Here is a 25,683-nt window from a genome sequence, read left to right as displayed (position 1 = left end):
ACAACGTGACCGGTCACAATTCCTCATCCGACAAAGGCGGATCGACGGCGCTGTTCATCCGCCGTCCCGTCTTTGCATTCGTTATCAATGTTCTGATCGTTGTTGCGGGTCTGGCCGCTTTCACGGGCGTCGATATCCGCGAACTGCCGGACGTAGACCGGCCCGTCGTGACGATCAGCACGGATTTCAAGGGTGCGTCCGCTGAAACCATCGACCGCCAGTTGACGCAGGTCCTTGAAAACGCGGTGGCGCGCGTCTCCGGCGTGAAATCCATTTCCTCCACATCGTCTTTTGAGCGAAGCCGCGTCACGGTGGAATTCAATGACGGCGTGGACCTCAATGTCGCCGCCGCCGACATGCGGGATGCGATCTCCCGCGTTGCCAATGACGTGCCGGAAGAGGCGGACCCGTCCCGCATCATCAAGGCGGACTCCAATGCCGATGCGGTGATGCGTCTGGCGGTTACGTCCGACACCATGTCCGTCGATGACATGACGGTGCTGGTCGAAGACCAGATTCAGGATATCCTGTCCGCCGTTCCGGGCGTTGCCGACGTTCAGATCAACGGTGACCGCGACAAGATCTTCCGCATCGATATCAATCAGGCGCGCCTTGCAAGCTACGGCCTGACCATTGCCGATATAACCAAGGCGCTTTCCTCCATGGGGCTGGACGCCCCTGCCGGTTCGCTGCGCAGCGCCGATCAGTCCATCGTGGTTCGCGCCACGGCCAATCTGGAAAAGCCGGAAGATTTCGAAAACGTCTATATCAGCGGACGCACGCAGATTCGCGATGTCGCGACCGTCACGCTGGGGCCCGATATCGAAAGCTCCGCCGTTCGCTCCAACGGCAAGACGGCAATCGGTCTCGGCATCGTCCGTCAGGCGCAGTCGAACACGCTCGACATTTCGGAAGGCATTCGCGCAGCGGTCGCCAATCTGCAGAAGACCTTGCCTGCGGGCGTCAATATTGCCGTCACCAGTGACGATGCGAACTTCATCAATGGCGCTATCCACGAGGTGGAAATCGCGCTGATCGCGTCGGTGATCATCGTCGTGGCAATTATCTTCATGTTCCTGTGGGATATACGCGCGACGCTCATTCCGGCCTTGTCCATGCCCGTCGCCCTCATAGGCACGATCGCGGCCATCTATCTGGCAGGGTTTTCCGTCAATATCCTCACCCTGCTGGCGCTGGTGCTGGCGACAGGCCTCGTGGTCGATGACGCCATCGTGGTGCTGGAAAACGTGGTCCGGCGGCGCAATCAGGGCATGGGGCCGCGCGCTGCTGCCGTGCTCGGCACGCAGGAAGTCTTCTTTGCCGTCATCGCCACCACGCTCACGCTGGCGGCGGTCTTCGTGCCGATTTCATTCCTGCCGGGGCAGGCGGGCGGTCTGTTCCGCGAATTCGGCTTCGTTCTGGCGATTGCGGTGCTTCTGTCTTCCGTGGTGGCGCTGACGCTTTGCCCGATGCTCGCCTCCCGCTTTCTCAAGGAAGGCAATGGCGAGGATGGCGGCCACGGCCCGCTTTTCCTGCGCCGGATCGGTGGTGGACTTGCTGCGTTTTACAAGAAGACGCTGCATCTCTGCCTGTCGGCGCCGTTCGTGGTTGTGCTCGTCGCCCTGCTTTTCGCCGGTGCATCCTTTGTCGGCTATGGCCTGATCCGTCAGGAACTGACACCGTCGGAAGATCGTGCCGTCGCGTTGCTGCGCATCAACGGGCCGCAAGGCATCAGCGTGGAGTTCCTTCAGTCACAGCTCGACCGGATCGAGGAAGCGATCCAGCCGCTGCGCGACAGTGGTGAAATCACCACCACCTATGCCATTGCGGGTTCCGGCGGATCGGCCAATAACGGCTTCGTCGTCCTGACGCTGGCGCCGTGGAAGGAACGCGCGCGCAGCCAGCAGGAGATCATGGCTGATATTACCCAGCGCATCAAAGGCATAACGGCGGTGCGCATATTCACCACCCAGCCCAACAGCCTTGGTATTCGCGGCGCGGGCAACGGCTTGCAGTTCGCCATTGTGGGCAGCGACTATGCCAAGCTGCAGCCTGCGGCGCAGGCGGTTGTCGCCGCGCTGGAAAAGGACCCGCGCTTCGTGCAGCCACGCCTTTCCGTGGAACCGACCCAGCCGCAATTGTCCGTCGAGATCAATCGCGAGCGGGCCTCGGATCTGGGTATCGACATCACCGGGCTCGCCAATGCCGTGCAATCCGTGCTGGACGGCCGCAAGATAGGATCGGTCTATGTCGGGGATCGCAGTTTCGATGTGAAACTCGTCGCCACCACCAATCCGATCAACGATCCAACCGATCTTGAAAACATTTTCATGAAGACGACGGACGGCCGTTATGTGCCTATGTCGTCCATCGCTTCGGTTGTCGAGAAGGCGGTTCCACCGCAGCTTGATCGCGAGACGCGCCAGCGTTCGGTCTCGATCACGACAAACCTGCGCGACGATTTTGCCCTGGGCGACGCCTACAAGGCCGCGCAGGAGATCGCAGCGCCTCTGTTGCCGCCGGGCAGTCACATCATTCCGCTGGCCGAAGCTTCCACACTCAGCGAAACGTCGAGCGGTCTCGCCATGGTGTTCGGCTTTGCCATCATCATCATTCTTCTGGTGCTGGCGGCACAGTTCGAAAGCTTTGTCAGCGCCCTGATTGTGATGGCCACCGTTCCGCTTGGGCTGGGCTGCGCCGTTTTCGCCATGCTGCTTACCGGCACCAGCCTGAACGTCTATAGCCAGATCGGCCTTGTGCTTCTGGTCGGCATCATGGCCAAGAACGGTATCCTGATCGTCGAGTTTGCGGATCAGTTGCGTGACAAGGGCTTGAGCGTTCGCGAGGCAATCGAGGAAGCATCCAATATTCGTCTCCGTCCCGTCTGCATGACCATGATCTGCGCGGTTCTGGGCGGCGTGCCCCTGATTTTGGCGAGCGGTGCCGGTGCGGAAGCCCGCGTGGCTCTGGGCTGGGTCATTGTCGGCGGTCTTGGTCTTGCAACCATCGCGACGCTCTATGTGACGCCGGTCGCCTATCTGCTGCTTGGACGCTTCACGCAGCCCAAGGCAGAGGAAGAAGCGCGGCTTGAACGGGAACTCAATCAGGCGCTCAAGGGAAAGCCGCAAAGAGGCGGGGCGGCTGAACCGGCGGAATAGGCTTGAGCACGTCCCCAAAGGTGGAAACCGGCGGGATCAGGTTGCGAAAACGCAAATCAAAAACAGAAAACCGGCCTTTGGGGCCGGTTTTCTTTTCTCATTTCAGAGCATGATCCAATCAGAATGAAAGGCGCTCCGAACGCGATCACTTCTTCATGGCGTCGGTGATCTTCGCGGTCCACGCGCCTTCCGGCTTCTTGGTGATGACCGGATCGGAACCGCCGCCGAGCAGGGTTTCCACCGTGCGGTCGGCAGCTGCCACGTCGAGAGTGCCATCGGAACCATCGACCAGCTTGCCGATTTCCTTGACCATACGCTCCTGCACTTCCTTGGTCTGCGCGCCGGAGGCATCATTGTCGAGCACGATATCGGCGGCTTCCCCCGGGTTTTCGGAGGCATATTTCCAGCCCTTCATCGAGGCGCGGACAAAGCGGGCCAGCTTGTCGACCATCGCCGGATCGTCGAGGCTCTTTTCCAGCACGTAAAGCCCGTCTTCCAGTGTCGCGACACCCTGTTCTTCATAAGGGAAGACGACAAGCTGATCGGCTGGAATGCCCGCATCGATCACCTGCCAGTATTCATTATAGGTCATGGTGGAAATGCAGTCGGCCTGCTTCTGGATCAGCGGGTCGACATTGAAGCCCTGCTTCAGCACGGTCACGCCGTCCTTGCCGCCCTCGGTCGGGATTTTCAGATGGCTCATCCACGACAGGAATGGATATTCATTCCCGCCAAACCAGACGCCAAGGGTGCGGCCCCGAAAATCTTCCGGCTTGGTGATGTTGGTGTCCTTGCGGCAGGTCAGCATCATGCCGGACTTCTTGAAGGGCTGGGCGATGTTGACGAGCGGGACGCCTTTTTCGCGGGTCGCAAGCGCCGAAGGCATCCAGTCGACCACGACATCTGCGCCGCCACCGGCAATCACCTGCGGCGGAGCGACGTCCGGCCCGCCCGGCTTGATATCGACGTCGAGATTTTCTTCCTCGTAGAAGCCCTTGTCCTTGGCCACATAGTAGCCGGCGAACTGCCCCTGCGTCACCCATTTGAGCTGCAAGGTCAGCTTGTCGGCAGCCATTGCCGAACTGCTCATAAGAGCGAGCGCCAGCCCCGCAGTCCCAAGGCATAAAGAAATTGCCTTTTTCATTTCCGTTCTCCTCTGGTTCTTTTTATCAGGCGTATTCCGAAAACCGGTTTCCACTTTTCTGAATGCGCTTTGGTCTGCCTTATGTTTGCAGATGCCAAATATTCGGGCCTAGGTCCTCCTGTATGAAGGGTGCCAGAATGTCAGTCTGCGCTCGATCAGCGCGATCAGCCCGTAAGAGAGCGAACCGGCAAGCGCGGCTACGAAGATTTCCGCCCAGACCATGTCTACATTCATGCGCCCGATTTCCGCCGAGATGCGGAAGCCCATGCCGACGATCGGCGTGCCGAAAAATTCCGCCACGATCGCGCCGATCAGCGCCAGGGTGGAATTGATCTTGAGAGCGTTGAATATGAAGGGCATGGCCGCTGGCAGGCGCAGCTTGAACAATGTCTGCCAGTAGCTGGAGCCGTAGGTTTCCATCATGTCCCGTTCCATCGCCCCGGCACTGGCAAGGCCCGCGACCGTATTCACCAGCATCGGGAAAAAGGTCATGATGATGACGACCGCTGCCTTTGACTGCCAGTCGAAACCGAACCACATCACCATGATCGGTGCGACACCAACGATGGGAAGCGCTGCGGCCAGATTGCCGAGCGGCAGCAGCCCCTTGCGCAGGAACGGAATCCGGTCCGCGATGATGGCGGTGATGAAACCAAGGCCGCACCCCGCGGCATAGCCGATGATGACGGCCTTGAGGAAAGTCTGCCTGAAATCCGCCCAGAGGATCGGTACGGACGCGGCGATGCGCGCCCAGATAGCCGAAGGTGCAGGCAGGAGAACCTGCGGGATGGCGAAGAGCCGGACCGTTACTTCCCAGAGCAGCAGCATCGCGATGCCGAACAGCGCCGGCACGGCGATATCCAGCATCTTCTGGCCTACGGGATTGCGGGTCTTCAGGCTTGCCACCCAACCCACGAGCAGCCAGGAACCGGCAATGAGCGCCATGACGGAAAGAATGCCTGTCATCATGCTGCCGCCCTTTCCGGCTTCGCGCCCATGCGCCGGTTCACGAGCTGCGCTGCGATGCCGATCAGCGCAACCAGCACGGCGGCCATCAGGGCAGCGGCAACGAGGGCAGCCCATATCTGCACGGTCTGGCCGTAATAAGAACCTGCAAGCAGCCGCGCACCCAGTCCCGCAACCGCTCCGGTCGGCAACTCACCCACGATGGCGCCGACGAGGCTGATGGCGACCGCGATCTGCATCGACGTGAAAAGAAACGGCATGGCCGCAGGCCAGCGCAGCTTCCAGAACACCTGCGATCTCGATGCATTATAGGTGCGCATAAGGTCGAGATGCATCACGTCGGGCGATCTCAGCCCCTTCACCATGCCGACAGCTACCGGAAAGAAGGAGAGATAGGTCGAGATGATCGCCTTGGGCAGCAGGCCCGATATGCCGACTGCATTCAGCACCACGATGATCATTGGCGCGATGGCGAGGATCGGGATCGTCTGTGAGGTGATGATCCACGGCATCAGGCTCTTGTCGAGCGTGCGGGAATGGACAATGCCGACAGCAAGGAGGACGCCTAGCGCCGACCCCAGCACGAAACCCAGCAAGGTGGAGGATAATGTCACCCATCCGTGATAGACGAGGCTGCGCTTGGAGCTGGGCTTGACCCCGAAGACGGTCTTCCAGATTTCCTCGGCCACCTGATGCGGCGCGGGCAGGACCGGTCGCTCCTGATGCATCGTATTGGCGACGAGCGTTGAGAAGGTGATTTCCGTCCCCGCACGGGTAGCCTGATCCCGTTCGAACGGCGCATTGAGCACAATCGCCAGCCCATACCAGAGCGCAATGATGACGGCGAGTATGGTCGTCACCGGAATGAATCTGTCGCGCAGAAAACCTTTCATGGGCGATCTCCGGCACAATGCGGTTGAGGCGCGCGCTCACTCATGAATATGCCCCAGACGCAGACCTTCACGGACCCGGTGGGCAATTTTAAGGAATGCTTCCGATTCCCTGATTTCCAGCGGCCTGTCGGGGCCAAGGTCGCAATCGATGATTTCATGTATTCGCCCCGGGCGCGGGCTCATGACGACGATCTTCGTGGAAAGAAACACCGCTTCCGGAATCGAGTGCGTGACGAAAATCACGGTCTTGCGCGTCGCGGCCCATAGCTTGAGAAGCTGTTCGTTGAGGTGATCGCGCACGATTTCGTCGAGCGCGCCGAAAGGCTCGTCCATCAGCAGCATGTCGGGATCGAAGGAGAGGGCGCGTGCGATCGATGCGCGCTGTTGCATGCCGCCGGAAAGCTGCCACGGATATTTCTTGCCGAAGCCCGAGAGATTGACGAGCGCGAGGTTCTTTTCGATCCGCTCGCGCCTTTCGGTCCTGGAGAAGCCCATGATCTCCAGCGGCAGGCTGATATTGTCTTCGATGGTGCGCCACGGAAACAGGGCAGCCGCCTGAAACACATAGCCATAGGACCGGGCGAGGCGGGCCTGTTCCGGTGTTTTCCCGTTCACGGTGACGGAGCCGGAGGTCGGCCGTTCGAGATCGGCGACGACACGCATCAACGTCGTCTTGCCGCATCCCGAAGGACCGATGAAGGAAACGAACTCGCCGCGCCTGACGGCGAGATCGATATTCGACAGCGCATGGACCGGCCCGTCATTCGTCTCGAAAACGAGCGACAGGTCTTTGATATCGATCACGGTCTGCGCATTTGCCTCGCCCCCCTTCGGGGCCATGCTGTCATTCAAACTCATGCGCGGTTCCCGAAGCTGGACGATGGCCATGTGTCAGACCCCTATCGGCATATGTTCGGCGCTGCGTTCCACCTTGCGCGGCGCAACGATTTCCTTCCATTGCGACAGCGCCCGATTGACGGCGCCATTCGGCTCGCGCTCGATGAAGCGTCCGTCGCCGGGTTCCGCCGTGACGTTACCCTTGTCGAAAGCAACCCGCCCGCGGGAAAGCGTCATCTTCGGCAGGCCCTTGAGCTCAAAGCCCTCGAACACGTTGTAATCGATGGAGGAATGCTGGGTCTTTGCGGAAACCTTCCTGGTGGCCTCCGGGTCCCAGATGACAAGATCGGCATCCGCACCCGGCAGAACGGCGCCTTTCTGCGGATAGATGTTCAAGATCTTGGCGATGTTGGTCGATGTGACAGCCACGAATTCGTTTGGCGTCAGGCGCCCGGTGCGCACGCCGCGCGACCACAGCACCGGCATGCGTTCTTCCAGCCCACCCGTTCCGTTTGGAATCTTGGTGAAATTGCCGATGCCGTAGCGCTTCTGCTCGGTGGTGAAAGCGCAATGGTCAGTCGCAACGCATTGCAGGCTTCCTGCCGCAAGGCCAGCCCAAAGACTGTCCTGATTGACCTTGTCACGGAACGGTGGAGACATGACCCGGCGGGCCGCATAGTCCCAGTCCCGGTTGTGATATTCGCTTTCATCGAGCGTCAGATGCTGGATCAGGGGCTCGCCGAAAACGCGCATTCCCTTCTGGCGCGCACGGCGGATCGCCTCATGGCTTTGTTCGCAGGACACATGCACGACATAGAGCGGCACGCCTGCCTGATCGGCAATCATGATGGCGCGGTTGGTGGCTTCGCCTTCGACTTCCGGCGGGCGGGAATAGGCATGCGCTTCCGGCCCGTCATTGCCTTCGGCCATCAGCTTCGCCTGCAATTGTGCGACGATATCGCCGTTTTCGGCATGGACGAGCGGCATGGCGCCAAGTTCCGCGCAGCGCTGGAAAGAAGCGAACATCTCGTCATCGTTCACCATCAGCGCGCCCTTGTAGGCCATGAAATGCTTGAAGGTGTTGATGCCGCGCTTCACCACTTCGGCCATTTCGTTGAAGGTTCGCTCGTTCCAGCCGGTGATGGCCATGTGGAACGAATAGTCGGTGCGCGCCTTGCCCGCTTTCTGGAACCATTCCTGCAACGCTTCCAGAAGATTGCCCTCGGAGCCGGGCAGGACGAAATCGACCACCATCGTGGTGCCGCCCGCAAGCGCGGCTGCGGTGCCGGTATCGAAATCGTCGGAGGAATAGGTGCCCATGAAGGGCATCTGCAAATGGGTGTGCGGGTCGATGCCGCCGGGCATGATATAGCAGCCGGATGCATCGATCACTTCATCGCCGGAGAGATTGTCGCCGACGGCAACGATCTTCTCGCCTTCGATGAGAACATCGGCTTTAAAGGTGCGGTCAGCCGTGATGACGGTTCCGCCTTTGATGACCTTTGCCATTGTTCGTCGTTCCCCTTTTGGTTTTGTTGCGAACAGTAGCAGTATCGGAGAAGCCCGAAATCAACTCACAATTTCAGCGGTCTCCAATACTGCATGCAGAAGCACGTCGGTTCCCGCCGACGCCCATTCTTTCGAAATGTCCTCGTCCTCGTTATGGCTGAGGCCATCGACGCAGGGGCACATGACCATGGCGGTCGGTGCCACGCGATTGACCCAGCAGGCATCATGGCCTGCGCCCGAAACGATATTGCGGTGGCTGTAGCCAAGCCGTTCCGCCGCATTGCGGATAGCCTCCACGCAGCCATTGTCGAATGTCACGGGGTCGAAATGCCCCGCCACTTCGATCTCGATGCCGATGCCCAGTTCCGCCGCGATCTTCGGCGCTTCCTTTTCAAAACGCGCTTTCATGTCGTCCAGCACGGCCTGGTTGGGCGAGCGGAAATCGACGGTGAAAACGATCTGGCCGGGGAGCACATTGCGCGAATTGGGCGATACGTCGATATGGCCGACACCCCCCACCGCGTCCGGCTGGTGCGACATGGCGATCTCGTTGACGAGTTGCAGCATCCGCCCAAGGCCGAGGCTTGCATTCTTGCGCATCTTCATCGGCGTGGAGCCGGTATGCGCTTCCTTGCCCGTCAACGTCACTTGCAGCCACCACAGCCCCTGGCCATGGGTGACGACGCCGATATCCTTGTGTTCGGCTTCGAGGATCGGCCCCTGTTCGATATGAAGCTCGAACATCGCATGGATCTTGCGGCTGCCGACCGGTTCATCGCCTTTCCAGCCGATGCGCTCCAGCTCATCGCCGAATTTCTTGCCCTGGGCGTCGGTGCGCTGGTAGGCCCACTCCTGTTCGTGCACGCCGGCAAACACACCGGACGAGAGCATGGCGGGCGCAAAGCGCGTGCCTTCCTCATTCGTCCAGTTGACGACGACGATGGGTCGTTTCGTCTTGATGTTCATATCGTTGAGCGTGCGCATGACTTCGAGCCCGCCGAGTACGCCCAGCACGCCGTCGAACTTGCCGCCCGTCGGCTGTGTGTCCAGATGGCTGCCCATATAAACGGGATCGGCATCGGCATCTTCGCCGGGACGCATGAAGAACATGTTCCCCATCGTGTCGACGCCCATCGAAAGCCCGGATTTTTCGCACCAGCTCTGAAACAGCTTGCGGCCTTCGCCATCCTCATCGGTCAGGGTCTGGCGATTGTTGCCACCGCGCACACCGGGACCGATCCGGGCCATGTCCATCAGACTGTCCCAAAGGCGATCGCCATTGACTCTAAGATTGCTGGTGAGCACCATGCGCTCTGCCTCCGCATTATGTATGGGCGTTCAAATCCGGGCCATTATATTTCTGGCCCACATTCACCCGCCAATATATGTTCCCGTGACCCGGCTCTTTGGCCACAATATTCTTGCCTTGCGCAAAAACTTGACTAGTTGGTCAAATTGCAGGCTAGAAGAGCCTTTGAACATGGTCAAGCGCTTTTGAAAAATTCTATGCTGCTGAAAGGTGTCAAATGGCCACAGCTCCTTCAGACTCACGCACCGAGGCGGTCGAAAACGACAGGACGTCGAACGACAGGTCGGAAGGCGCGACGCGCATTCAGGGCATAAATCGCAGGCTTATCCTTGATGCAGCGCTGGAGGTTTTTTCTGCTTACGGCTTTCGCGGCTCGACGGTCGACCAGATCGCCGAGAAGGCGGGAATGTCGAAACCAAACCTGCTTTATTATTTCCCGCGCAAGCAGAATATTTATGTAACCGTGCTGGAAGACACGCTGGCGAGCTGGCTGGAGCCTTTCGAGCACATCGACCCTGACGGCGATCCGCTGGAAGAATTGCGGCGTTACATCCGGCTGAAGCTCGAAATGTCGGCGAAGAAACCGGAGGCTTCGCGCCTCTTTGCCAATGAGATATTGCACGGCGCACCGGCGATTTCCGATTTTCTGAAGGGGCATCTGAAGCAACTGGTCGATGAAAAGGCGGCGGTCATCCACCGATGGATTGCGGAAAAGCGCCTGGCTCCGGTGGACCCGTACCATCTGATTTTCACCATATGGGCGGTAACGCAGCACTATTCGGATTTTTCCGTTCAGGTCGCAGCGGTTCTCGGACGCCGTTCGGAAGAAGCCGGATTTTACGACGAAACAGCCCGGGCGGTGAGTGCCATCATTCTTGACGGCATTCGCCCGCGAGACGAAAGTCCGCCCTCATGAAGACGATTCGAATTTCAGCAGCCATCGTCCGCGATGAGGCGGGCCGTTTCCTTCTCGTACGCAAGCGCGGCAGCGAGATTTTCTTCCAGCCCGGCGGCAAGATCGACGCAGGCGAGCAACCTGAAATCGCGCTCATCCGCGAGATCGAGGAAGAGCTTGGCATTCTCATTGACGAGAGCCAGTTGCGTTATGCTGCAAAAATGGCAGCGCCTGCCGCCAATGAGGCCGACGCGACGGTCGAGGCGGAACTGTTTCACCTCACTTTGAAAGACGGTCAGGTTCCGGTTGCCTCAAGCGAGATCGAGGAGCTTCTGTGGAACCCGCCGGGCGACACGACGCGCCCGGTCGCCCTGTTGTCGCAGAGCATCCAGGCGCGCTTCGCCACGGATTACTGAACCGCTCGCGGCTCCACCCGGTTTCCGTCGCCATCGAAAAGGTGGAGGTGCTGAGCCGGAAAGCTCACCTGAATTGAGCCCTGCATGTGCAGCGCATCGCGGTCCAGCGTGAAAATCTTGAACGGCAATCCATGCAGGCCGAGATGCAGGATGATGCCGAAACCGGTCGGCTCCACCAGATCGACATCGGCAGGAAGGCCCGCGGACTTCTCGATATGGACATGCTCGGGACGAATGCCAAGCGTCGCTTTGGCGCCGTCCCTGAGGTTCAAGGGCTGCGGCAATGCGATGAGCGTGCCGTCCTTGAGTTTCAGACGCGGGTCGCCATCCTGTTCGAGATAGGTCACATCGAGAAAGTTCATGGCCGGTGAGCCGATGAAGCCCGCCACGAAAAGATTGGCCGGACGGTCGTAAAGCTCCAGCGGCGAGCCAACCTGCTGCACCACACCACCATGCATAGCCACGATGCGGTCGGCCAGTGTCATGGCTTCGATCTGGTCATGTGTCACATAGATCGACGTGGCTTTCAGTTCACCGTGCAGCTTCTTGATTTCAGCGCGCATCTGCTCGCGCAGTCTCGCATCGAGATTGGAGAGCGGCTCGTCGAAGAGGAAGGCCTTGGGCTGGCGCACGATGGCGCGGCCCATGGCGACACGCTGACGCTGGCCACCGGAAAGCGCCTTCGGACGGCGTTCCAGCAAAGGCTCAAGGCCGAGCTTGGCGGCGGTCGACTGGATGGCGCTCGCGATCTTCTCCTTTGGCGTTTTACGCAGCCGCATGCTGTAGCTCATATTGTCGGCCACACTCATATGCGGATAGAGCGCATAGGACTGGAACACCATCGCGATGTCGCGATCCTTGGGGGCCAGTTCATTGACGCGCTTGCCGCTGATCTGCACCTGACCCGAGGTGATGTCTTCAAGCCCGGCGATCATGCGCAGAAGCGTGGACTTGCCGCAGCCGGACGGGCCGACCAGCACGATGAATTCGCCATCTTTGATCTCAAGGTCGACACCATGCAGAACTGCATGTTCGCCATAGCTTTTGCGGACCGACTGAATATCGATGGAAGCCATAGGGAAAAATCCTTTCAGCCTTTTACCGCGCCAGCCGTGAGGCCCTGCACGAGATACCGTTGAATGAGGAAGAAGAAGACGCAGGCCGGGATGAGCGCTAGCACGCCCGCTGCCATCATCTGTCCGAAATCGACCGAGAACTTTGAGACGAAGCTCAACAGCCCAACCGGGAAGGTGGCTGAATCATTGCCGGAAATCAGCATCAGCGCGAAGAGAAGCTCGCTCCACGCAGCGGTGAAGACAAAGCCGAGCGTCGCGGCAATGCCGGGCAGGGTCAGCGGCAGGATGATCTGGCGGAAGGCCATGAACTGCGTTGCGCCATCGATCTTCGCGGCTTCTTCCAGATCCTTCGGAATGCCATCGAAAAACGACTGCATCAGGAAGGTGGCGAAGGGCACGTTGAAGGCCGAGTAGACGATGACGAGGCCGAGCAGGCTGTTGGTAAGGCCGAGCGGCGCCATGATCTTGTAGATCGGCGCAATCAGCATCACGAGCGGAAACATCTGCGTCAGCAGCATCAGCGCCACGATCCAGTATTTGGCGCGGAAGTTGAACCGCGACAGCGCATAGCCGGAAAGCGATGCCAGCAGCGTGACGATGATGGCGGTCGATCCGGACACGATCAGGCTGTTGCAGAAGAACAGCGGAAACGAACTGTTGTTCAATACATGGCTGAAGTGGTCGAAGGTCATGCGCGATGGCCAGAGCCGCACGCCCTCGCTGTAAAGCAGATCATTGGGCGTGACGGATACCTTCACCAGCCAGAAGATCGGAAACAGTGCAAACAGGACGAACAGGAGAATGGCAATGCGATGCGCGCCGGCAAGGTAGATTTTACGGTTGGGCATGGCTCAATCCTTGTTCAGAAGCGTCTGGCGCAACAGCACGATGAGCATCGAATAGACCATCAGCAGGACAAGCAGGACCATCGCGATGGCCGAGGCGTAACCGAAATCGAGCCGCTTGAAGGCCTGCGTGAAGATGTAGCTTGCAACGATCTGCGTCCGGTCGGCAGGGCCGCCGCCCGTCATCACGACGATCAGGTCGGCGCTGTTGGCGATCCAGACGGTGCGCAGCAGAATGGTGATGGCCATGGTCGGCGCGAGGTAAGGAAGCGTGATCGACAGAAAACGCTGCACGGGGCCTGCGCCATCGATCGCCGCCGCTTCATAAAGATCGCGCGGGATGGCCTGCAAGGCGGCCAGCATGGTGATGGCGAAGAACGGAATGCCCCACCACACACCTGCGGTGATGATGCCCCACATGGCAAGATTGGGATCGGACAGGATATTGTTTGGCGCGCTCAGTATGCCGATTGCATGCAGCCAGTGCGGCAGCGGGCCGATCACCGGATTGAACAGCCAGGCCCAGTTGAGACCGGTGAGAAATGTCGGCACGGCCCATGGCAGGAAGATCAGCGCCTGTGCCAGCCCACGCCCCGCAAACGGCTTGTCGAGCAGCAGGGCCAGAATAAGTCCGAACACGAATTGCAGCAGAACGGAGCAGCCGGTCCACCAGAGCGTATTCTTCAGGGAACGATAGAACGCCTGATCGGTCGCAAGTTCACGGAAATGATCAAGCCCCACGAAGCCGCCCGAAAACGGGTTGAGCAACTGAATGTCGCGAAAGGCATAGGAGACGCCGAGGATCAGCGGAACCAGCATGATGGCGCCGATGAGGATGAGCGCAGGGGCGCTGTAGAGATAAGGTTCGGAGGCGTGCGCAAGCCGCTGCAAAAAGCTGCGCTGGTCCTGCCTTGGCACTTCGTTGCGCACCGGGGCCTTTATGGAAGCGGTGTCGGTCATCATTTTTCCCTTCGCGGGGATTGCATGAAGAGGATGAGCAGGCGCGAAAACTCCGCGCCTGCCAACCGTTCGTGGTGCTATTGCTTGGCGAGGTGCTTCTGCTGCGCCTTGGTCAGATATTCTGCCCACTGGTCGGCCAGCTGGTCCGGCGTGATGTCGCCGAGAAGCGCTTCCTGCGAGGTCTTGATGACGAGCGAATCCTTGAAGAAGGCAAATTCTTCCAGATAGGTCGGCATCATGGTTGGAACGACGTTCTTGTCGGCCAGTTCATCGAACCAGCCCTTGAACTGCTCGCCGCTATAGAACGGATCGTTCTGCGCCGATTTGAGAACCGGCAACGCGCCGGTCCGCTTGTTCCACTCGATGTTGCCTTCCGGGCCTTCGAGCATCGAGATCAGTTTCCAGGAAAGATCCTTGTTCTTGCTCGCGCTCATCATCGACCAGCCGGCGAAGCCGATGGTCGGGAAGGTCTTGCCATCCGGGCCCTTCGGCATGATGGCGACGCCGAAATCTTCCGGCTTCATGCGTTCGGCAATGGCGATCAGCGCATCCGGGTCCTGATTGAGGAAGGCGCAGGTGCCGCTGTAGAAACCGGCCACGGTTTCATTGAAGCCCCAGTTGACGCTGTCCTTCGGTGCAAGGCCGTTCTTGTAGAGATCGACCATCCAGGTGATGCCCTTTTTCCAGCCTTCGCTGTTCATGGTCGAGGTGCCGTCTTCATTGAAGAACTTGTTGTTGCCCGCCATGGAAGCGGCAAAGATCACCCAGCCATTCAGCCCACCGGGACCACCGCGCATGCAATAGCCGGATTTGCCGGGAAGGGCGGCGATCTTCTTGGACGCTTCGACAAATTCATCCAGCGTCTTCGGCGGTTCGGATACGCCTGCCTCGCTCAGCAGCTTCTTGTTGTAGAACATCGCGTTCAGATAGAAGCCGTAAGGCAGCGTATAGGCTGTGTTGTTGACGCTGCGGCCAAGCTCAAGCGCGCGCTCGGTCAGGTCGGATGTGGTTTCCCATTTTTCGAGATAAGGCTCGAGATTCTCCAGCATGCCGTTATTGCCATAGAGCGAAACCCAGGTGTCCGGCATTTCCATGACGTCCGGGATTTCGCCCGCCGAAACCATGGTGGCGAATTTCTGGAAGGATTCGCCCCATGGCAGCGAAATGATTTCCACCTTGGTGCCCGGATTGGCCGCCTCGAACTTGGCGACGATGGATTCAAGCGTCTTGGTGCGCTCGGGGCTGGTGATGACTTCAACAAGCTTCAAGGTCGTATCGGCAAGCGCCGTACCGCTCAAAAGCATGGTTGCGAATGCGGCTGCTATTAGTTTTTTCATTGCAGTTCCCCTTATTGCTCCTCACTGTTTTATTCATACGGCCGATGCTGCGAGCGCTCCTTCAATATCCCGCCACAGCGCTTCCGTTCCTTCCAGTCCGACATGCAGGCGCACGGAGCGCGGGTCGATGCCGAACGTATGCGCCGAATTGGGCTGCGCCTTCTGCTGCAGCACGACTTCGCCCGGCACGATCAGGCTTTCATGTCCACCCCAGCTCACGCCGAGCTTGAACAGATCGAGATGATTGCAGAATTCGCGAATGTTCACGCCTTCGCGGAAGATGACCGAGAACAGGCCGGAGGTGCCATGCAGGCCCGCAGGCAAGCGGTTGGCAAGGGCGGGATGGCACACGGTTTCAACCACATCCAGCGCCTGAAGCCGCTTTGCGATTTCCAGCGCCGATGCCTCATGCGCCTTCATGCGCGTCGGCAAGGTGCGCATGCCACGCACCAGAAGCCAGGCATCAAAGGGCGAAAGCTTGCCGCCGAGATATGGATAGGTTTCCGCGCGGATCGCGTTGATAAGCACTTTCGAGCCGGTCACGACGCCGGCCACGACATCGCTATGGCCGCCAAGATATTTCGATGCCGAATGCACGACGAGATCGACGCCCAGCGACAGCGGACGCTGGAAGATCGGGCTGGCCCAGCTGTTGTCGATGATGGTCAGAACGCCATGCTGCCGGGCGATCTGGGCGAGGGCCCCGACATCATGGGCTTCCATGATCCAGCTTGTCGGGCTTTCCATGTAGAAGAGCTTTGCGCCGGGCAGGGCCTTTGCAACCGCCTCTTCGTCGCGGCCATCGACATAGTCGACCTGCACCTGCATGCGTTTCAGGATAGTGCCGAAAAGCCGGAACGCATCCGGATAGACATGGCGCACCGCAACGATGCGATCACCCGGATTGACGAAAGCCAGCACGCTTGAAGAGATCGCCGCCATACCGCTGGCAAAGCCGAGCGCATCTTCGCCGCCTTCAAGTTTTGCCAGCATTTCTTCAAATGCGCGCACGGTCGGGTTGAGGCCGCGCGTGTAGATGGGCCGAACCTTTTCGCCCCGATAGGAGGCGACCATGTCGTCATAGCTTGGGAAGGTGAAAAGCGAAGTCTGCACGATGGGCGGAACCACGGCGTCGAAAGCATTGCCTTCATCATGGGCGACTGTAAGCGCTGCGAAATCCAGCGGGTCCATCCCGTCAGTCATTTGGACATTTCCTTGATGTCTTCCTCGACAATGTCGAGGATTTTGAGTGTTTCCTGCCGCGCGGTTTCAGGGTCCTGAGCCACGATGGCGTTGAAGAGGGTGCGGTGGAACGGAAAGGTCCGCCGCGCGAAGTCTACCCGCTCGAACGGATGATCCCAGAAACGCAGGAAGGCTTCGCGCATCTGTTCGAGCAATTGCCTGAAAAGCGGGTTGTGGGTCGCGTCGTAAATGGCGAGATGGAACGCCAGATCCTCGGGTCCGGACGTGCCTTCCGCGATGTGAACGCGCTCCATCTCATCGAGATTGCGTTCGATGATGACGAGGTCCTCAGCCGTGCGTTTGCGGGCAGCGACCATGCTGGCCTCGGCTTCGATGCCACGGCGCACTTCAAGCGATTGCAGCAATGCATCGCGCAACTGCGCAGGATCGAATGAAAGCGGCATATGGATGGTTGCAGCCGAAATCGGCTTGAGCAGATAGGTGCCGCTACCCTTGCGCGCTTCGATCACCCCGAGGGCTTGAAAGTGGCGGATTGCTTCACGAATGGTGGAGCGGCCGACAGCGAGAGCGGTCATCAGTTCGCGTTCAGCGGGAAGGCGGTCTCCGGCCTGAAGATGCGCGGTCGCGATGTAATTGGCGAGCGCATCGGTTACCTGCCGGGCGCGATCCATCGGTGGTAGCGGCGCGATCTGCAACAGCCTGCGATCTTTCATTCTGCCTCCATTTTCCGGACTGCCCCCAGACAATCGCAGCGCAATCCGTCCAGACCCCGTTCCCTTTTTGGTTTTAAAATTGGTCTGACATCATAGTAATATCGGCAGGAAATTTGCAGCTGTCAAGGATGGTTTATTCGCAAGTGAATAGACTGTTCGCATGCGCATGCTTTTCCGATTGCGCTTCGGCAAGCTTGCTCCTATCAATCGCTGGAAGAGGCAGCGCATCCCAAAAAGTGCGAAGCGGTTTTTGGGTAAGATGCGGTGAAAGAGGAAGCGCATCCCAAAAAGTGCGAGCGGTTTTTGGATCACGAGGCGCTGAACAAGGAGTGCGGCGTTCGTCGCGTTGTTGAGGAGATATCCATGCATTTGAAGGCATCCGAAAAGCGAACGCTTGGCCGTACCGGCTTGACTGTGACGGCGCTTGGTCTGGGAACTGCACCTCTGGGTGGGCTTTATGCGCCCGTTTCCCGCTCTGACGCCGACGCTTTGCTGGAAGCCGGCTGGAATAGCGGCATCCGCTATTATGACAGTGCGCCGATGTATGGCTATGGCCGCAGCGAGCACATTCTCGGCGATATGCTGCGTGAAAAGAGCGAGCGCGCAGTTGTTTCGACCAAGGTGGGGCGCCTGATGGCCAATGAGCGTGCGGGCCGCACATTGCCGCCTGCGCTGCCGAAAAACCCGTTCGATTCCGGCTGGCACAATGGCCTCAATTTTCGTGAGGTCTTTGATTACAGCTATGATGGCATCATGCGGAGCTTCGATGACAGCCAGCAGCGTCTCGGCTTTCCTGAAATCGATTTGCTCTATGTCCACGATATTGGCCGTGTGACCCATGGCGACCGGCAAGAAATCCACTGGAACGCGCTTACCAAGGGCGGCGGTTTCCGCGCGCTCACCGAATTGCGCGAGGCGGGAAATATCAAGGGCTTCGGTCTTGGCGTAAACGAATGGCAGATCATTCGCGATGCGCTTGAAGAAGCCGATCTCGACTGCTCGCTTCTGGCTGGCCGTTATTCGCTGCTCGATCAGGTTTCGGAAAAGGAATTCCTGCCATTGGCGCAGAAGCGTGGCATGGCGCTGGTGATTGCCGGTGTTTTCAATTCCGGTATTCTCGCGGCACCGCGCGGCGGCGAACAGAAGTTCGACTATGCCGATGCGCCTGCCGAAATCATCGCGCGCACCAATCGCCTGCACGATATTTGCGATGAGTATCATGTGCCGCTCGCCGCCGCCGCCATGCAGTTCCCGATGAGACATGAGGCCGTCAGCTCCATTCTGATCGGTGTCCGCTCGCCGGAACAGATCAGGCAGAACGTGGTCTGGTTCGAGCAGTCGATCCCCGAGGAATTCTGGACGATGCTTCGCTCGGAAGGTCTCATTTCGTAATCATGGCATCCAGAATTCTCTGTGTCGGTGCCCTTACCATGGACACCATCTTGCGCCTCGATGCGCTTCCTCATGCGGCAGGCAAATACCTGCCGCGCGAGGCCGTCGAAATAGCAGCCGGCATGGCTTCGAGCGCAGCCGCGGCGATTGCCCGGCTTGGCGGCGATGTGGCGCTCTGGGCTTCTGCGGGGATTGATCCCGTTGGGGATCGTGCCGTCGCGGAGCTTCAAGCCGAAGGCGTCGATTGTGCCTATATCCGGCGGCTGGAAGACGCCCGCACGGCATTTTCGTCAATCCTCGTTGATGCGAGCGGCGAACGCATCATCGTGCCTTTTTATGATCGTAGGCTGGCAAGCCCGTCCGATGTGGTGCCGCCCATTGCAGCGGGGGCCTATGCCGCCGTGATGACCGATGTGCGCTGGCCATGGGCTGCTGAGACTGCGCTGCGTGCCGCGCGCGATGCCGGTATTCCGGCCATACTGGACGCGGATACCGCGCCGGTTGAATTGCTCGAAACGCTGCTGCCGCTTGCAACCCATATCGTTGCATCGGAACCCGCTGCAATCAGCGTCGCGGGCACGACGGATTTGCGTGAATGTGTCCGCATTTTAGCTGACCGCCATGATGTGTTCACAGCGGTCACCGCCGGAGCGGAAGGCTGCTATTGGAGCGAAGGCGCTGGCAAACCGGTTTCTCACCTGCCCGGTTTCAAGGTCGATGCAGTGGATACGCTGGCCGCAGGCGACGTGTTCCATGGCGCTTTTGCATGGGGTCTGGTGGAAGGCAAGCCGATGACGGACATCATTCGCTTTGCCAATGCGTCTGCGGCGATCAAATGCGCGCGCTTCGGCGGGCGGGCCGGTTCGCCGCGCCCACAGGAAGTGCTTTCCTTCATCGAAACCGGTATTGTTCCGACCCGATAAGTTGACCGTCTCCGGACCTCGCCCTCGTCCTTCGAGACGCTGTTTTCAACAGCTCCTCAGGATGAGGGAGGGAGATGTCAGCGCGCTGAACTGGCTCGCGGTTCAGGTAATTTGCTTTCTCTCCCGTTCTCCGAAAATCATGCAATTACGCACTGAACACGAATTGACTCTTTACTAACATGTTAGTATGTGCCAGCTTAAAGTTCAAATTTGGGAGGAGCCAGTCTTGGCACATAATCATTCCGGGCAGGAGCGTTTCGGTCTCTCTGCAGCGCTCACCACGCCATTCGACGCAGATGGCAAGATCGATGTCAGCCGTGCGCTGAAGCATGCCCGCGCGCGGCTCGATAATGGCTGCTCGAGCGTGACCCTGTTTGGCACCACCGGCGAAGGGTCGTCGATTGCTGATGCCGAGCGCGCCGCTCTTCTGGATGCATTTGTGGTAGGCGGTTTTCCGGCCTTCAGCATTGTCGTGGGCGTGATGGAAAACTCGGTTGCCGACGCTGTCCTCCAGGCTGGCGACGCGCTGCGCCGCGGCTGCAAGGCCATTCTTCTCGCGCCGCCTTCCTATTTCAAGAACCTCTCCGATGAAGGCCTGTTCAACTGGTTCTCGTCCGTCTTCAAAGGTTTGGGTGAAGATGCTCGCGGCATCATTCTCTACAATATCCCGTCGGTTACAGCGGTCGAGCTTTCCGTCGATCTTATCAGCCGCCTGCGTGCAGCTTTTGGTGGCATCATCATTGGCGTGAAGGATTCTTCCGGCAATTGGGCCTATACCGAAAAACTGCTTGCTGCGCATAAGGACATCGCGATCCTGATCGGCGACGAGCGTGACCTTGCAGCCGGTGTGCGTCTCGGCGGGCAGGGCGCGATTTCCGGCATGGCCAATCTGTTCCCCGACCGTCTTCTGCGCATGATCAATGACGGACAGGACGATGCCGAACTGGTGGCTGCAGTACAGCAATTGCTGAACTATCCGGTAACGCCAGCGGTCAAGGCCATGGTGGCGCGCCATACGGGTGACAAGGAATGGCGGCGTGTCCGCGCACCGCTCGTTTCACTCAATGATGCGGACTGTGATGCAATTGGTAGTGTATTCGACCGTTTGCATATGGCAAAAGCGGCCTGAAGGCGGCATAAGCCTGAAAGGATAGAGGGGGAACGGATTTGGCGGAAGATCACAACGAACCGGTAAAATTGCGGGACAAGGCTTATCAGAGCTTCACCCAGCATTTGCTGGCGCGTGATTTTCATCCGGGCCAGTTCGTTTCGCAGCGCCAGCTCGTCACCATGACGGGCTTGCCGCTCGGCGCTATCCGCGAACTGATCCCGCGCCTTGAAGCGGAAGGCCTTATCAAGACCGTGCCGCAGCGCGGGCTTCAGATCGCGCATATTGATCTCAATCTGATCCGCGAAGCGTTTCAGTTCCGCCTCTTTATCGAGAAAGAGTCGGTGGCGATTTTTTGCCAATCAGCGTCCGACGAATTGCTGCGCGCATTGCGTGCGGAACATGAGGAAACTCTGGAACGCGCGATGGCGGAAGGTGAAACACCGGAACTGGAGGCGCGGGCGCAGACTATCGACTGGAGCCTGCACGATACGATTGTCGGCTCGCTCGATAATGAAATCATCTGGCGCGCCTATCAGACCAACACGATCAAGATGCGCCTGATCAATCAGGAACGTTTCCGCATCACCGGTCGCGTCATTCCGGTCATGCAGGAGCATCTGGCCGTCCTGGCTGCAATCGAAACACGCGATCCGCAGACAGCCATGGATGCCATTGCCGTTCACATCAACAATGCACGGAAACTGGCTTTGCAGATTTAACGACCAGAGCCCGGGCAAGAGGAGTTGCCGGGCCGACGGAAATTTGGGGAGGAGCATGCAATGAATCTATTACGTCCAACACGTCGCCAGTTCCTGGCGGGCTCGGCGGCAATCGCTGCATCGGGCATGACGGGCATCAGCCCGTCTTTCGCCCAGTCGAAAGTCGACTGGAAAAAGTTTGCCGGTACCACGCTTGAAGTAAACCTCATCAAGAGCCCGCGTGGTGAAATCCTTCAGAAATACCAGAAGGAATTCGAGGAACTGACCGGCATCAAGGTGCATTCCGAACAGATGCCCGAACAGCAGCAGCGCCAGAAGGCGGTGATCGAGCTGACGTCCGGCCGCCCGAGCTTCGACGTCATCCATATCAGCTATCACGTCCAGAAGCGCCAGTTCGAAAAGGGCGGCTGGCTTGCCGACCTCAATCCATTCCTGAAAGACCCGACGCTGACGGACGCATCGCTCACGGAAGATGATTTCGCAAGTGCCGGCCTGACCTTCGCCAAGGACGCCAATGGCCGTTTCGGCGCGCTGCCATTCTCGGTCGATTACTGGATCATCTACTGGAACAAGGAACTCTTTGCCGCCAAGGGCATCGAATTTCCGAAGACCTTCGAAGAACTGGTCGCAGCCGCCGAAGCGCTCACCGATCCATCGACCAACACCTATGGTTTCGTCGCGCGTGGCATGAAGAATGCCAATGCGCCGGTCTATACCAGCCTCCTGCTCGGCTATGGCAAGCAGTCGGTTGACGCCGATGGCAACCTCCAGACGGATTCGGCTGAAGGCATCGAAGCCGCAAAGCTCTATCAGCGCCTGATGACCAAATCGGCACCTCCCGGCGTTGCGGGCTTCAACTGGGCAGAATGCCAGTCGAACTTCCTGCAGGGTCGCGTCGGCATGTGGCTCGACGGTATCGGTTTTGCCCCGCCGCTCGAAGATCCGAACAAGTCGCGCGTCGTCGGCAAGGTCGGCTATGGCGTCATGCCGGCAGGCCCGAATGCACAGGCAGCACCGACGACCGGCGACGGCATCGGCGTGACCGAAGCCTCCAAGAACAAGGAAGCCGCATATCTCTACTGCCAGTGGGCCATTTCCAAGGAAATGGGCGCTCGCCTGTTGCAGTCGGGGTCGGGCGTTCCGTTCCGCAAGTCGGTCATCGACGATGAAGCCGTGCGCAAGGGCGTCACCATGCCGGAAGGCTGGGTGGAAGCCCTGTCGAAGTCAGCCCCGATCAGCCAGCTCTGCCTGCCGGTCATCGTGCCTGTCACGGAATTCCGCGACATCATCGGCGTGGGCCTCACCAATCTGCTGAACGGCGCCGACGCGGAAGCTGAAATGAAACGCGCGACGGAAGAATTCCGTCCGGTCCTCGCACGGAGCGAAGGAAAATGACATCTGCCGCCCCGACAGGAGCAAAAACGGGAGTTGCTGCGGCAGCTTCCCCCACCAAGACTGGCAAGAGCCGCTTGCGGCCAAGCTACTGGCCGTTTGTTCTTCCAGCCTTGATCACCGTCGGGGCGGTGATCGTCTTCCCATGGGTGTTTACGCTCTGGATGAGTACCAACCAGTGGCAGCTGGGCGGCGAGCAGAGCTTTGTCGGCTTCGACAATTATCTGCGTCTTGCCGCCGATATGCGCTTCTGGGAATCCATGTGGCATACGGTTGTCTATACGGTTCTGTCGGTCGTGGCCCCGATGGTTCTGGGCACGATCGCAGCGCTGGTCTTTGACAGCAAGCTGCCGATGCGCGGGCTCCTGCGCGGCATCTTCGTCATGCCGATGATGGCCACACCGGTTGCCGTCGCTCTGGTCTGGACGATGATGTATCACCCGCAGCTCGGCGTTCTGAACTATCTTCTGTCGCTGGTCGGCATTCCGCCCCAGGAGTGGATATTCAACCAGAACACGGTCATCCCCTCGCTGGTGGCTGTTGAAACCTGGCAGTGGACGCCGCTTGTCATGCTGATCGTGCTCGGTGGCCTTGCTTCCATGCCGCGCGATCCCTTTGAAAGCGCGGAAATCGATGGCGCCAATGGCTGGCAGAAATTCCGCTACATCACCCTCCCGATGATCCTGCCCTTCATCATGGTGGCTGTCATCATCCGCTCGATCGATGCGCTGAAAAGCTTCGACATCATCTATGCGATGACGCAGGGCGGTCCGGGCACCGCGTCGGAAACCATCAATATCTATCTCTATAATGTGGCGTTCTCCTATTACGACATAGGCTATGCATCGGCGATTGCCGTGGTGTTTTTCATTGTCATTATCGCCATGTCGCTGGTCCTCCTGGCTCTTCGTCAGCGGACCAAGTGGAACGCCTGAGGACCGACCATGGCACGCAAATCAATTCTTTCGAAGCTTGGCACGGCACTTCTGGTCTTCATCATCGTGTCGCCTGCGATCTTCTTCTTCGTCTGGATGCTGTCGCTTTCGCTGAAATATGAAATCGACAATGGCGCTTATCCGCCAATCCTGATCCCGGAGCGTTTCGCCTGGTCGAACTATACCGAGATCTTCGCCGCGAACGACTTTCTGCTCTATTTCTGGAACAGCCTTATTGTGACCGGCATGGCGACCCTGCTTGCGCTGCTGGTCGGTGTTCCGGCGGGATATGGCATTGCGCGGCTCAAGGCGCACAAATCGGCGATCGTTATCATGATTGCCCGCATGACGCCGGGTCTGTCCTACCTGATCCCGCTGTTCCTTCTGTTCCAGACGCTCGGTCTGCTCGGCACGCTCTGGCCGCAGATCATCATCCATCTGGTCGTCACCGTTCCAATCGTGATCTGGATCATGATCGGCTATTTCGAGACGACACCTATGGAACTGGAAGAAGCCGCCATTATCGACGGTGCTTCCTCGTGGCAGGTGTTCATGAAAGTCGCCCTGCCGATTGCCAAGCCCGGCATCGTGGTTTCGCTCATTCTGGCGGTGATCTTCTCGTGGAACAATTTCGTCTTCGGCATCGTGCTCGCAAGCCGCGAGACACGTACCCTGCCGGTCGCAGTTTATAACATGCTGTCCTTTGAACAGGTCAGCTGGGGTCCGCTTGCAGCCGCCGCCCTCGTGGTCACATTGCCGGTCCTGCTGCTAACCGTTTTCGCACAGCGCCAGATCGTTGCAGGTCTGACCGCAGGCGCCGTCAAATAAGAGTCGAGGTTCAAGATGGCATCTGTATCCATCCGAAATGCAATCAAGAAATATGGCAATGTCGGCGTGCTGCATGGCGTGTCAGTGGATATCCAGGACGGTGAATTCGTCGTGCTGGTCGGCCCGTCGGGCTGCGGAAAATCGACGCTTCTGCGCATGATCGCAGGGCTTGAGGAAATTAGCGACGGCGAAATCGCCATCGGTCCCCGCGTGGTCAACGACCTGCGCGCCAAGGAACGCGATATCGCCATGGTGTTCCAGAATTATGCGCTCTATCCGCATATGACGGTGGCCGACAATATGGGCTTCGCGCTCATGCTGAAGAATGCACCGAAGGAAGAACGCGACAGCCGTGTGGCGCGCGCCGCTGAAATCCTCGGCCTCAACAAGCTGCTCGACCGCTTCCCGCGCCAGCTTTCCGGCGGCCAGCGCCAGCGCGTGGCCATGGGCCGTGCGATTGTTCGTGACCCGCAAGTGTTTCTGTTCGATGAGCCGCTGTCCAATCTCGACGCCAAGCTGCGTGTGCAGATGCGCGGTGAGATCAAAGGTCTGCATCAGCGCCTGAAGACCACCACGATCTACGTGACCCACGATCAGATCGAAGCGATGACCATGGCGGACAAGATCGTCGTCATGCGCGATGGTCTGGTGGAGCAGATCGGCGCACCGCTCGATCTTTATGACCGTCCGGCCAATATGTTTGTCGCGGGCTTCATAGGGTCTCCATCGATGAACTTCGTCAACGGCAAGATCGAGGAAGGCTCGTTTGTGGCCGATGGCGGCTTCCGTATGCCGCTTCCTGAAGGCGATTATGCAAGCCTTTCGGGCAAGGCCGTTTATGGCATGCGCCCCGAGCATATGAAGATCGCCGATAAGGGCGTGCCGGTCACGGTCGAAATCGTCGAGCCGACGGGCTCGGAAATCATGGTGATGGGCAAGCTCGGCGACCAGCCGGTTACCTGCCTGTTCCGCGAGCGGCTGACGGTGCGCCCCGGCGATGTGCTGACCATTGCCATTGATCCGGCCACGAGCCATGTGTTCGAGCCGGAAAAGGGAATGCGCGTCAGCAGCTAAAAACCAAATATCAAAATGAAAACGCCGGGCTTTTGCCCGGCGTTTTGT

General features: G+C 59.0%; 23 protein-coding genes. 11 read left to right on the top strand and 12 right to left on the bottom strand.

All coding sequences use genetic code 11. The features are described from left to right. The first annotated feature begins 5 nt into the window (after window positions 1–5). A complete protein-coding gene (locus ACS5UA_RS04715) occupies window positions 6–3,158 on the top strand; it encodes an efflux RND transporter permease subunit (RefSeq protein WP_006465986.1) in 3,153 nt (1,050 codons plus the stop codon). A gap of 145 nt (window positions 3,159–3,303) precedes the next feature. Here the strand turns inward: ACS5UA_RS04715 and ACS5UA_RS04710 are convergent, their stop codons facing one another. From ACS5UA_RS04710 to ACS5UA_RS04685, 6 genes are all read right to left on the bottom strand, one after another. Next, window positions 3,304–4,302: an ABC transporter substrate-binding protein gene (locus tag ACS5UA_RS04710; protein WP_021586301.1), complete on the bottom strand. Its 999-nt coding sequence runs from the start codon at window positions 4,300–4,302 to the stop codon at window positions 3,304–3,306. A 108-nt stretch (window positions 4,303–4,410) separates the two neighbouring features. Beyond that, entirely contained in the window at window positions 4,411–5,271 is an 861-nt protein-coding gene (locus ACS5UA_RS04705; protein ID WP_021586300.1) for an ABC transporter permease, read from the bottom strand. After that, window positions 5,268–6,161 carry an ABC transporter permease gene (locus ACS5UA_RS04700; protein ID WP_021586299.1) on the bottom strand — a complete coding sequence of 298 codons (894 nt, stop codon included), beginning with the start codon at window positions 6,159–6,161 and terminating at the stop codon, window positions 5,268–5,270. Before ACS5UA_RS04700 ends, ACS5UA_RS04705 begins: the two co-directional genes overlap by 4 nt. Window positions 6,162–6,197: 36 nt before the next feature. Continuing rightward, window positions 6,198–7,019: an ABC transporter ATP-binding protein gene (locus ACS5UA_RS04695; RefSeq protein WP_075041788.1), complete on the bottom strand. Its 822-nt coding sequence runs from the start codon at window positions 7,017–7,019 to the stop codon at window positions 6,198–6,200. Window positions 7,020–7,052: 33 nt separating this feature from the next. Then, entirely contained in the window at window positions 7,053–8,507 is a 1,455-nt protein-coding gene (gene hydA / locus ACS5UA_RS04690) for a dihydropyrimidinase (protein WP_006465994.1), read from the bottom strand. Between the two features lie 60 nt (window positions 8,508–8,567). Continuing rightward, window positions 8,568–9,815 (bottom strand): Zn-dependent hydrolase, encoded by a 1,248-nt coding sequence (locus ACS5UA_RS04685; RefSeq protein ID WP_021586297.1) that lies wholly within the window; start codon window positions 9,813–9,815, stop codon window positions 8,568–8,570. 218 nt (window positions 9,816–10,033) lie between these two features. On the opposite strand from ACS5UA_RS04685, the gene rutR reads away from it, so the two are divergent. Both rutR and ACS5UA_RS04675 read left to right on the top strand, forming a co-directional pair. Further along, window positions 10,034–10,732, top strand: coding sequence for an HTH-type transcriptional regulator RutR (gene rutR, locus ACS5UA_RS04680; RefSeq protein ID WP_006465996.1), 699 nt, complete (start codon window positions 10,034–10,036; stop codon window positions 10,730–10,732). After that, the gene (locus ACS5UA_RS04675; protein WP_006465997.1) at window positions 10,729–11,127 is read left to right on the top strand and encodes an NUDIX hydrolase; all 399 of its coding nucleotides are present in this window, start codon (window positions 10,729–10,731) and stop codon (window positions 11,125–11,127) included. Before rutR ends, ACS5UA_RS04675 begins: the two co-directional genes overlap by 4 nt. On the opposite strand, the gene ACS5UA_RS04670 is transcribed toward ACS5UA_RS04675, so the two are convergent. The 6 genes from ACS5UA_RS04670 to ACS5UA_RS04645 all read right to left on the bottom strand — a co-directional run bounded on the left by ACS5UA_RS04670 (window position 11,121) and on the right by ACS5UA_RS04645 (window position 17,261). Continuing rightward, window positions 11,121–12,203 (bottom strand): ABC transporter ATP-binding protein, encoded by a 1,083-nt coding sequence (locus ACS5UA_RS04670; RefSeq protein ID WP_021586296.1) that lies wholly within the window; start codon window positions 12,201–12,203, stop codon window positions 11,121–11,123. The genes ACS5UA_RS04675 and ACS5UA_RS04670 overlap by 7 nt on opposite strands. Window positions 12,204–12,217: 14 nt before the next feature. Beyond that, window positions 12,218–13,051, bottom strand: a complete 834-nt coding sequence (locus ACS5UA_RS04665) for a carbohydrate ABC transporter permease (RefSeq protein ID WP_021586295.1) — start codon at window positions 13,049–13,051, stop codon at window positions 12,218–12,220. A gap of 3 nt (window positions 13,052–13,054) precedes the next feature. Next, on the bottom strand, window positions 13,055–14,008 hold the full coding sequence (locus tag ACS5UA_RS04660) for a carbohydrate ABC transporter permease (protein ID WP_021586294.1): 954 nt from the start codon (window positions 14,006–14,008) through the stop codon (window positions 13,055–13,057). A gap of 77 nt (window positions 14,009–14,085) precedes the next feature. After that, entirely contained in the window at window positions 14,086–15,345 is a 1,260-nt protein-coding gene (locus tag ACS5UA_RS04655; RefSeq protein ID WP_021586293.1) for an ABC transporter substrate-binding protein, read from the bottom strand. A 33-nt stretch (window positions 15,346–15,378) separates the two neighbouring features. Continuing rightward, a complete protein-coding gene (locus tag ACS5UA_RS04650; protein ID WP_021586292.1) occupies window positions 15,379–16,548 on the bottom strand; it encodes a PLP-dependent transferase in 1,170 nt (389 codons plus the stop codon). After that, complete coding sequence (locus ACS5UA_RS04645; RefSeq protein WP_021586291.1) at window positions 16,545–17,261, bottom strand: FadR/GntR family transcriptional regulator; 717 nt, start codon at window positions 17,259–17,261, stop codon at window positions 16,545–16,547. Before ACS5UA_RS04645 ends, ACS5UA_RS04650 begins: the two co-directional genes overlap by 4 nt. 363 nt (window positions 17,262–17,624) lie before the next feature. Between ACS5UA_RS04645 and ACS5UA_RS04640 the strand changes: the two genes are divergently transcribed. The 8 genes from ACS5UA_RS04640 (at window position 17,625) to ACS5UA_RS04605 (ending at window position 25,635) form a co-directional block, all read left to right on the top strand. Then, window positions 17,625–18,653 carry an aldo/keto reductase gene (locus ACS5UA_RS04640; RefSeq protein ID WP_021586289.1) on the top strand — a complete coding sequence of 343 codons (1,029 nt, stop codon included), beginning with the start codon at window positions 17,625–17,627 and terminating at the stop codon, window positions 18,651–18,653. A gap of 2 nt (window positions 18,654–18,655) precedes the next feature. Further along, window positions 18,656–19,576 carry a PfkB family carbohydrate kinase gene (locus tag ACS5UA_RS04635; protein ID WP_021586288.1) on the top strand — a complete coding sequence of 307 codons (921 nt, stop codon included), beginning with the start codon at window positions 18,656–18,658 and terminating at the stop codon, window positions 19,574–19,576. 226 nt (window positions 19,577–19,802) lie between these two features. After that, window positions 19,803–20,705, top strand: a complete 903-nt coding sequence (locus ACS5UA_RS04630) for a dihydrodipicolinate synthase family protein (RefSeq protein WP_021586287.1) — start codon at window positions 19,803–19,805, stop codon at window positions 20,703–20,705. A 38-nt stretch (window positions 20,706–20,743) separates the two neighbouring features. After that, window positions 20,744–21,406 (top strand): GntR family transcriptional regulator, encoded by a 663-nt coding sequence (locus tag ACS5UA_RS04625; RefSeq protein WP_006466008.1) that lies wholly within the window; start codon window positions 20,744–20,746, stop codon window positions 21,404–21,406. 60 nt (window positions 21,407–21,466) lie between these two features. After that, on the top strand, window positions 21,467–22,801 hold the full coding sequence (locus ACS5UA_RS04620; protein WP_006471080.1) for an ABC transporter substrate-binding protein: 1,335 nt from the start codon (window positions 21,467–21,469) through the stop codon (window positions 22,799–22,801). Next, entirely contained in the window at window positions 22,798–23,733 is a 936-nt protein-coding gene (locus ACS5UA_RS04615) for a carbohydrate ABC transporter permease (RefSeq protein WP_006466010.1), read from the top strand. The genes ACS5UA_RS04620 and ACS5UA_RS04615 overlap by 4 nt, the downstream gene beginning before the upstream one ends. Window positions 23,734–23,742: 9 nt before the next feature. Further along, window positions 23,743–24,561 carry a carbohydrate ABC transporter permease gene (locus ACS5UA_RS04610; protein WP_006466011.1) on the top strand — a complete coding sequence of 273 codons (819 nt, stop codon included), beginning with the start codon at window positions 23,743–23,745 and terminating at the stop codon, window positions 24,559–24,561. A 15-nt stretch (window positions 24,562–24,576) separates the two neighbouring features. Continuing rightward, on the top strand, window positions 24,577–25,635 hold the full coding sequence (locus tag ACS5UA_RS04605) for an ABC transporter ATP-binding protein (RefSeq protein WP_021586286.1): 1,059 nt from the start codon (window positions 24,577–24,579) through the stop codon (window positions 25,633–25,635). The last annotated feature ends 48 nt before the right edge of the window (window positions 25,636–25,683 follow it).

The organism is Brucella sp. RRSP16 (genome assembly GCF_052246815.1).
Taxonomy (GTDB): Bacteria; Pseudomonadota; Alphaproteobacteria; order Rhizobiales; family Rhizobiaceae; genus Brucella; species Brucella intermedia.
Note: the sequence above shows the minus strand (reverse complement) of the source record. Positions and strands in the feature narration are given on the sequence as shown.

Coding starts and splice junctions, on each gene's coding strand:
- ACS5UA_RS04675 (WP_006465997.1), top strand. CDS start 10,729: ATGAAGACGATTCGAATTTCAGCAGCCATCGTCCGCGATGAGGCGGGC.
- ACS5UA_RS04705 (WP_021586300.1), bottom strand. CDS start 5,271: ATGATGACAGGCATTCTTTCCGTCATGGCGCTCATTGCCGGTTCCTGG.
- ACS5UA_RS04700 (WP_021586299.1), bottom strand. CDS start 6,161: ATGAAAGGTTTTCTGCGCGACAGATTCATTCCGGTGACGACCATACTC.
- ACS5UA_RS04670 (WP_021586296.1), bottom strand. CDS start 12,203: ATGGCTTCCATCGATATTCAGTCGGTCCGCAAAAGCTATGGCGAACAT.
- ACS5UA_RS04660 (WP_021586294.1), bottom strand. CDS start 14,008: ATGACCGACACCGCTTCCATAAAGGCCCCGGTGCGCAACGAAGTGCCA.
- hydA (WP_006465994.1), bottom strand. CDS start 8,507: ATGGCAAAGGTCATCAAAGGCGGAACCGTCATCACGGCTGACCGCACC.
- ACS5UA_RS04640 (WP_021586289.1), top strand. CDS start 17,625: ATGCATTTGAAGGCATCCGAAAAGCGAACGCTTGGCCGTACCGGCTTG.
- ACS5UA_RS04710 (WP_021586301.1), bottom strand. CDS start 4,302: ATGAAAAAGGCAATTTCTTTATGCCTTGGGACTGCGGGGCTGGCGCTC.
- ACS5UA_RS04665 (WP_021586295.1), bottom strand. CDS start 13,051: ATGCCCAACCGTAAAATCTACCTTGCCGGCGCGCATCGCATTGCCATT.
- ACS5UA_RS04650 (WP_021586292.1), bottom strand. CDS start 16,548: ATGACTGACGGGATGGACCCGCTGGATTTCGCAGCGCTTACAGTCGCC.
- ACS5UA_RS04615 (WP_006466010.1), top strand. CDS start 22,798: ATGACATCTGCCGCCCCGACAGGAGCAAAAACGGGAGTTGCTGCGGCA.
- ACS5UA_RS04695 (WP_075041788.1), bottom strand. CDS start 7,019: ATGAGTTTGAATGACAGCATGGCCCCGAAGGGGGGCGAGGCAAATGCG.
- rutR (WP_006465996.1), top strand. CDS start 10,034: ATGGCCACAGCTCCTTCAGACTCACGCACCGAGGCGGTCGAAAACGAC.
- ACS5UA_RS04620 (WP_006471080.1), top strand. CDS start 21,467: ATGAATCTATTACGTCCAACACGTCGCCAGTTCCTGGCGGGCTCGGCG.
- ACS5UA_RS04645 (WP_021586291.1), bottom strand. CDS start 17,261: ATGAAAGATCGCAGGCTGTTGCAGATCGCGCCGCTACCACCGATGGAT.
- ACS5UA_RS04655 (WP_021586293.1), bottom strand. CDS start 15,345: ATGAAAAAACTAATAGCAGCCGCATTCGCAACCATGCTTTTGAGCGGT.
- ACS5UA_RS04685 (WP_021586297.1), bottom strand. CDS start 9,815: ATGGTGCTCACCAGCAATCTTAGAGTCAATGGCGATCGCCTTTGGGAC.
- ACS5UA_RS04605 (WP_021586286.1), top strand. CDS start 24,577: ATGGCATCTGTATCCATCCGAAATGCAATCAAGAAATATGGCAATGTC.
- ACS5UA_RS04635 (WP_021586288.1), top strand. CDS start 18,656: ATGGCATCCAGAATTCTCTGTGTCGGTGCCCTTACCATGGACACCATC.
- ACS5UA_RS04610 (WP_006466011.1), top strand. CDS start 23,743: ATGGCACGCAAATCAATTCTTTCGAAGCTTGGCACGGCACTTCTGGTC.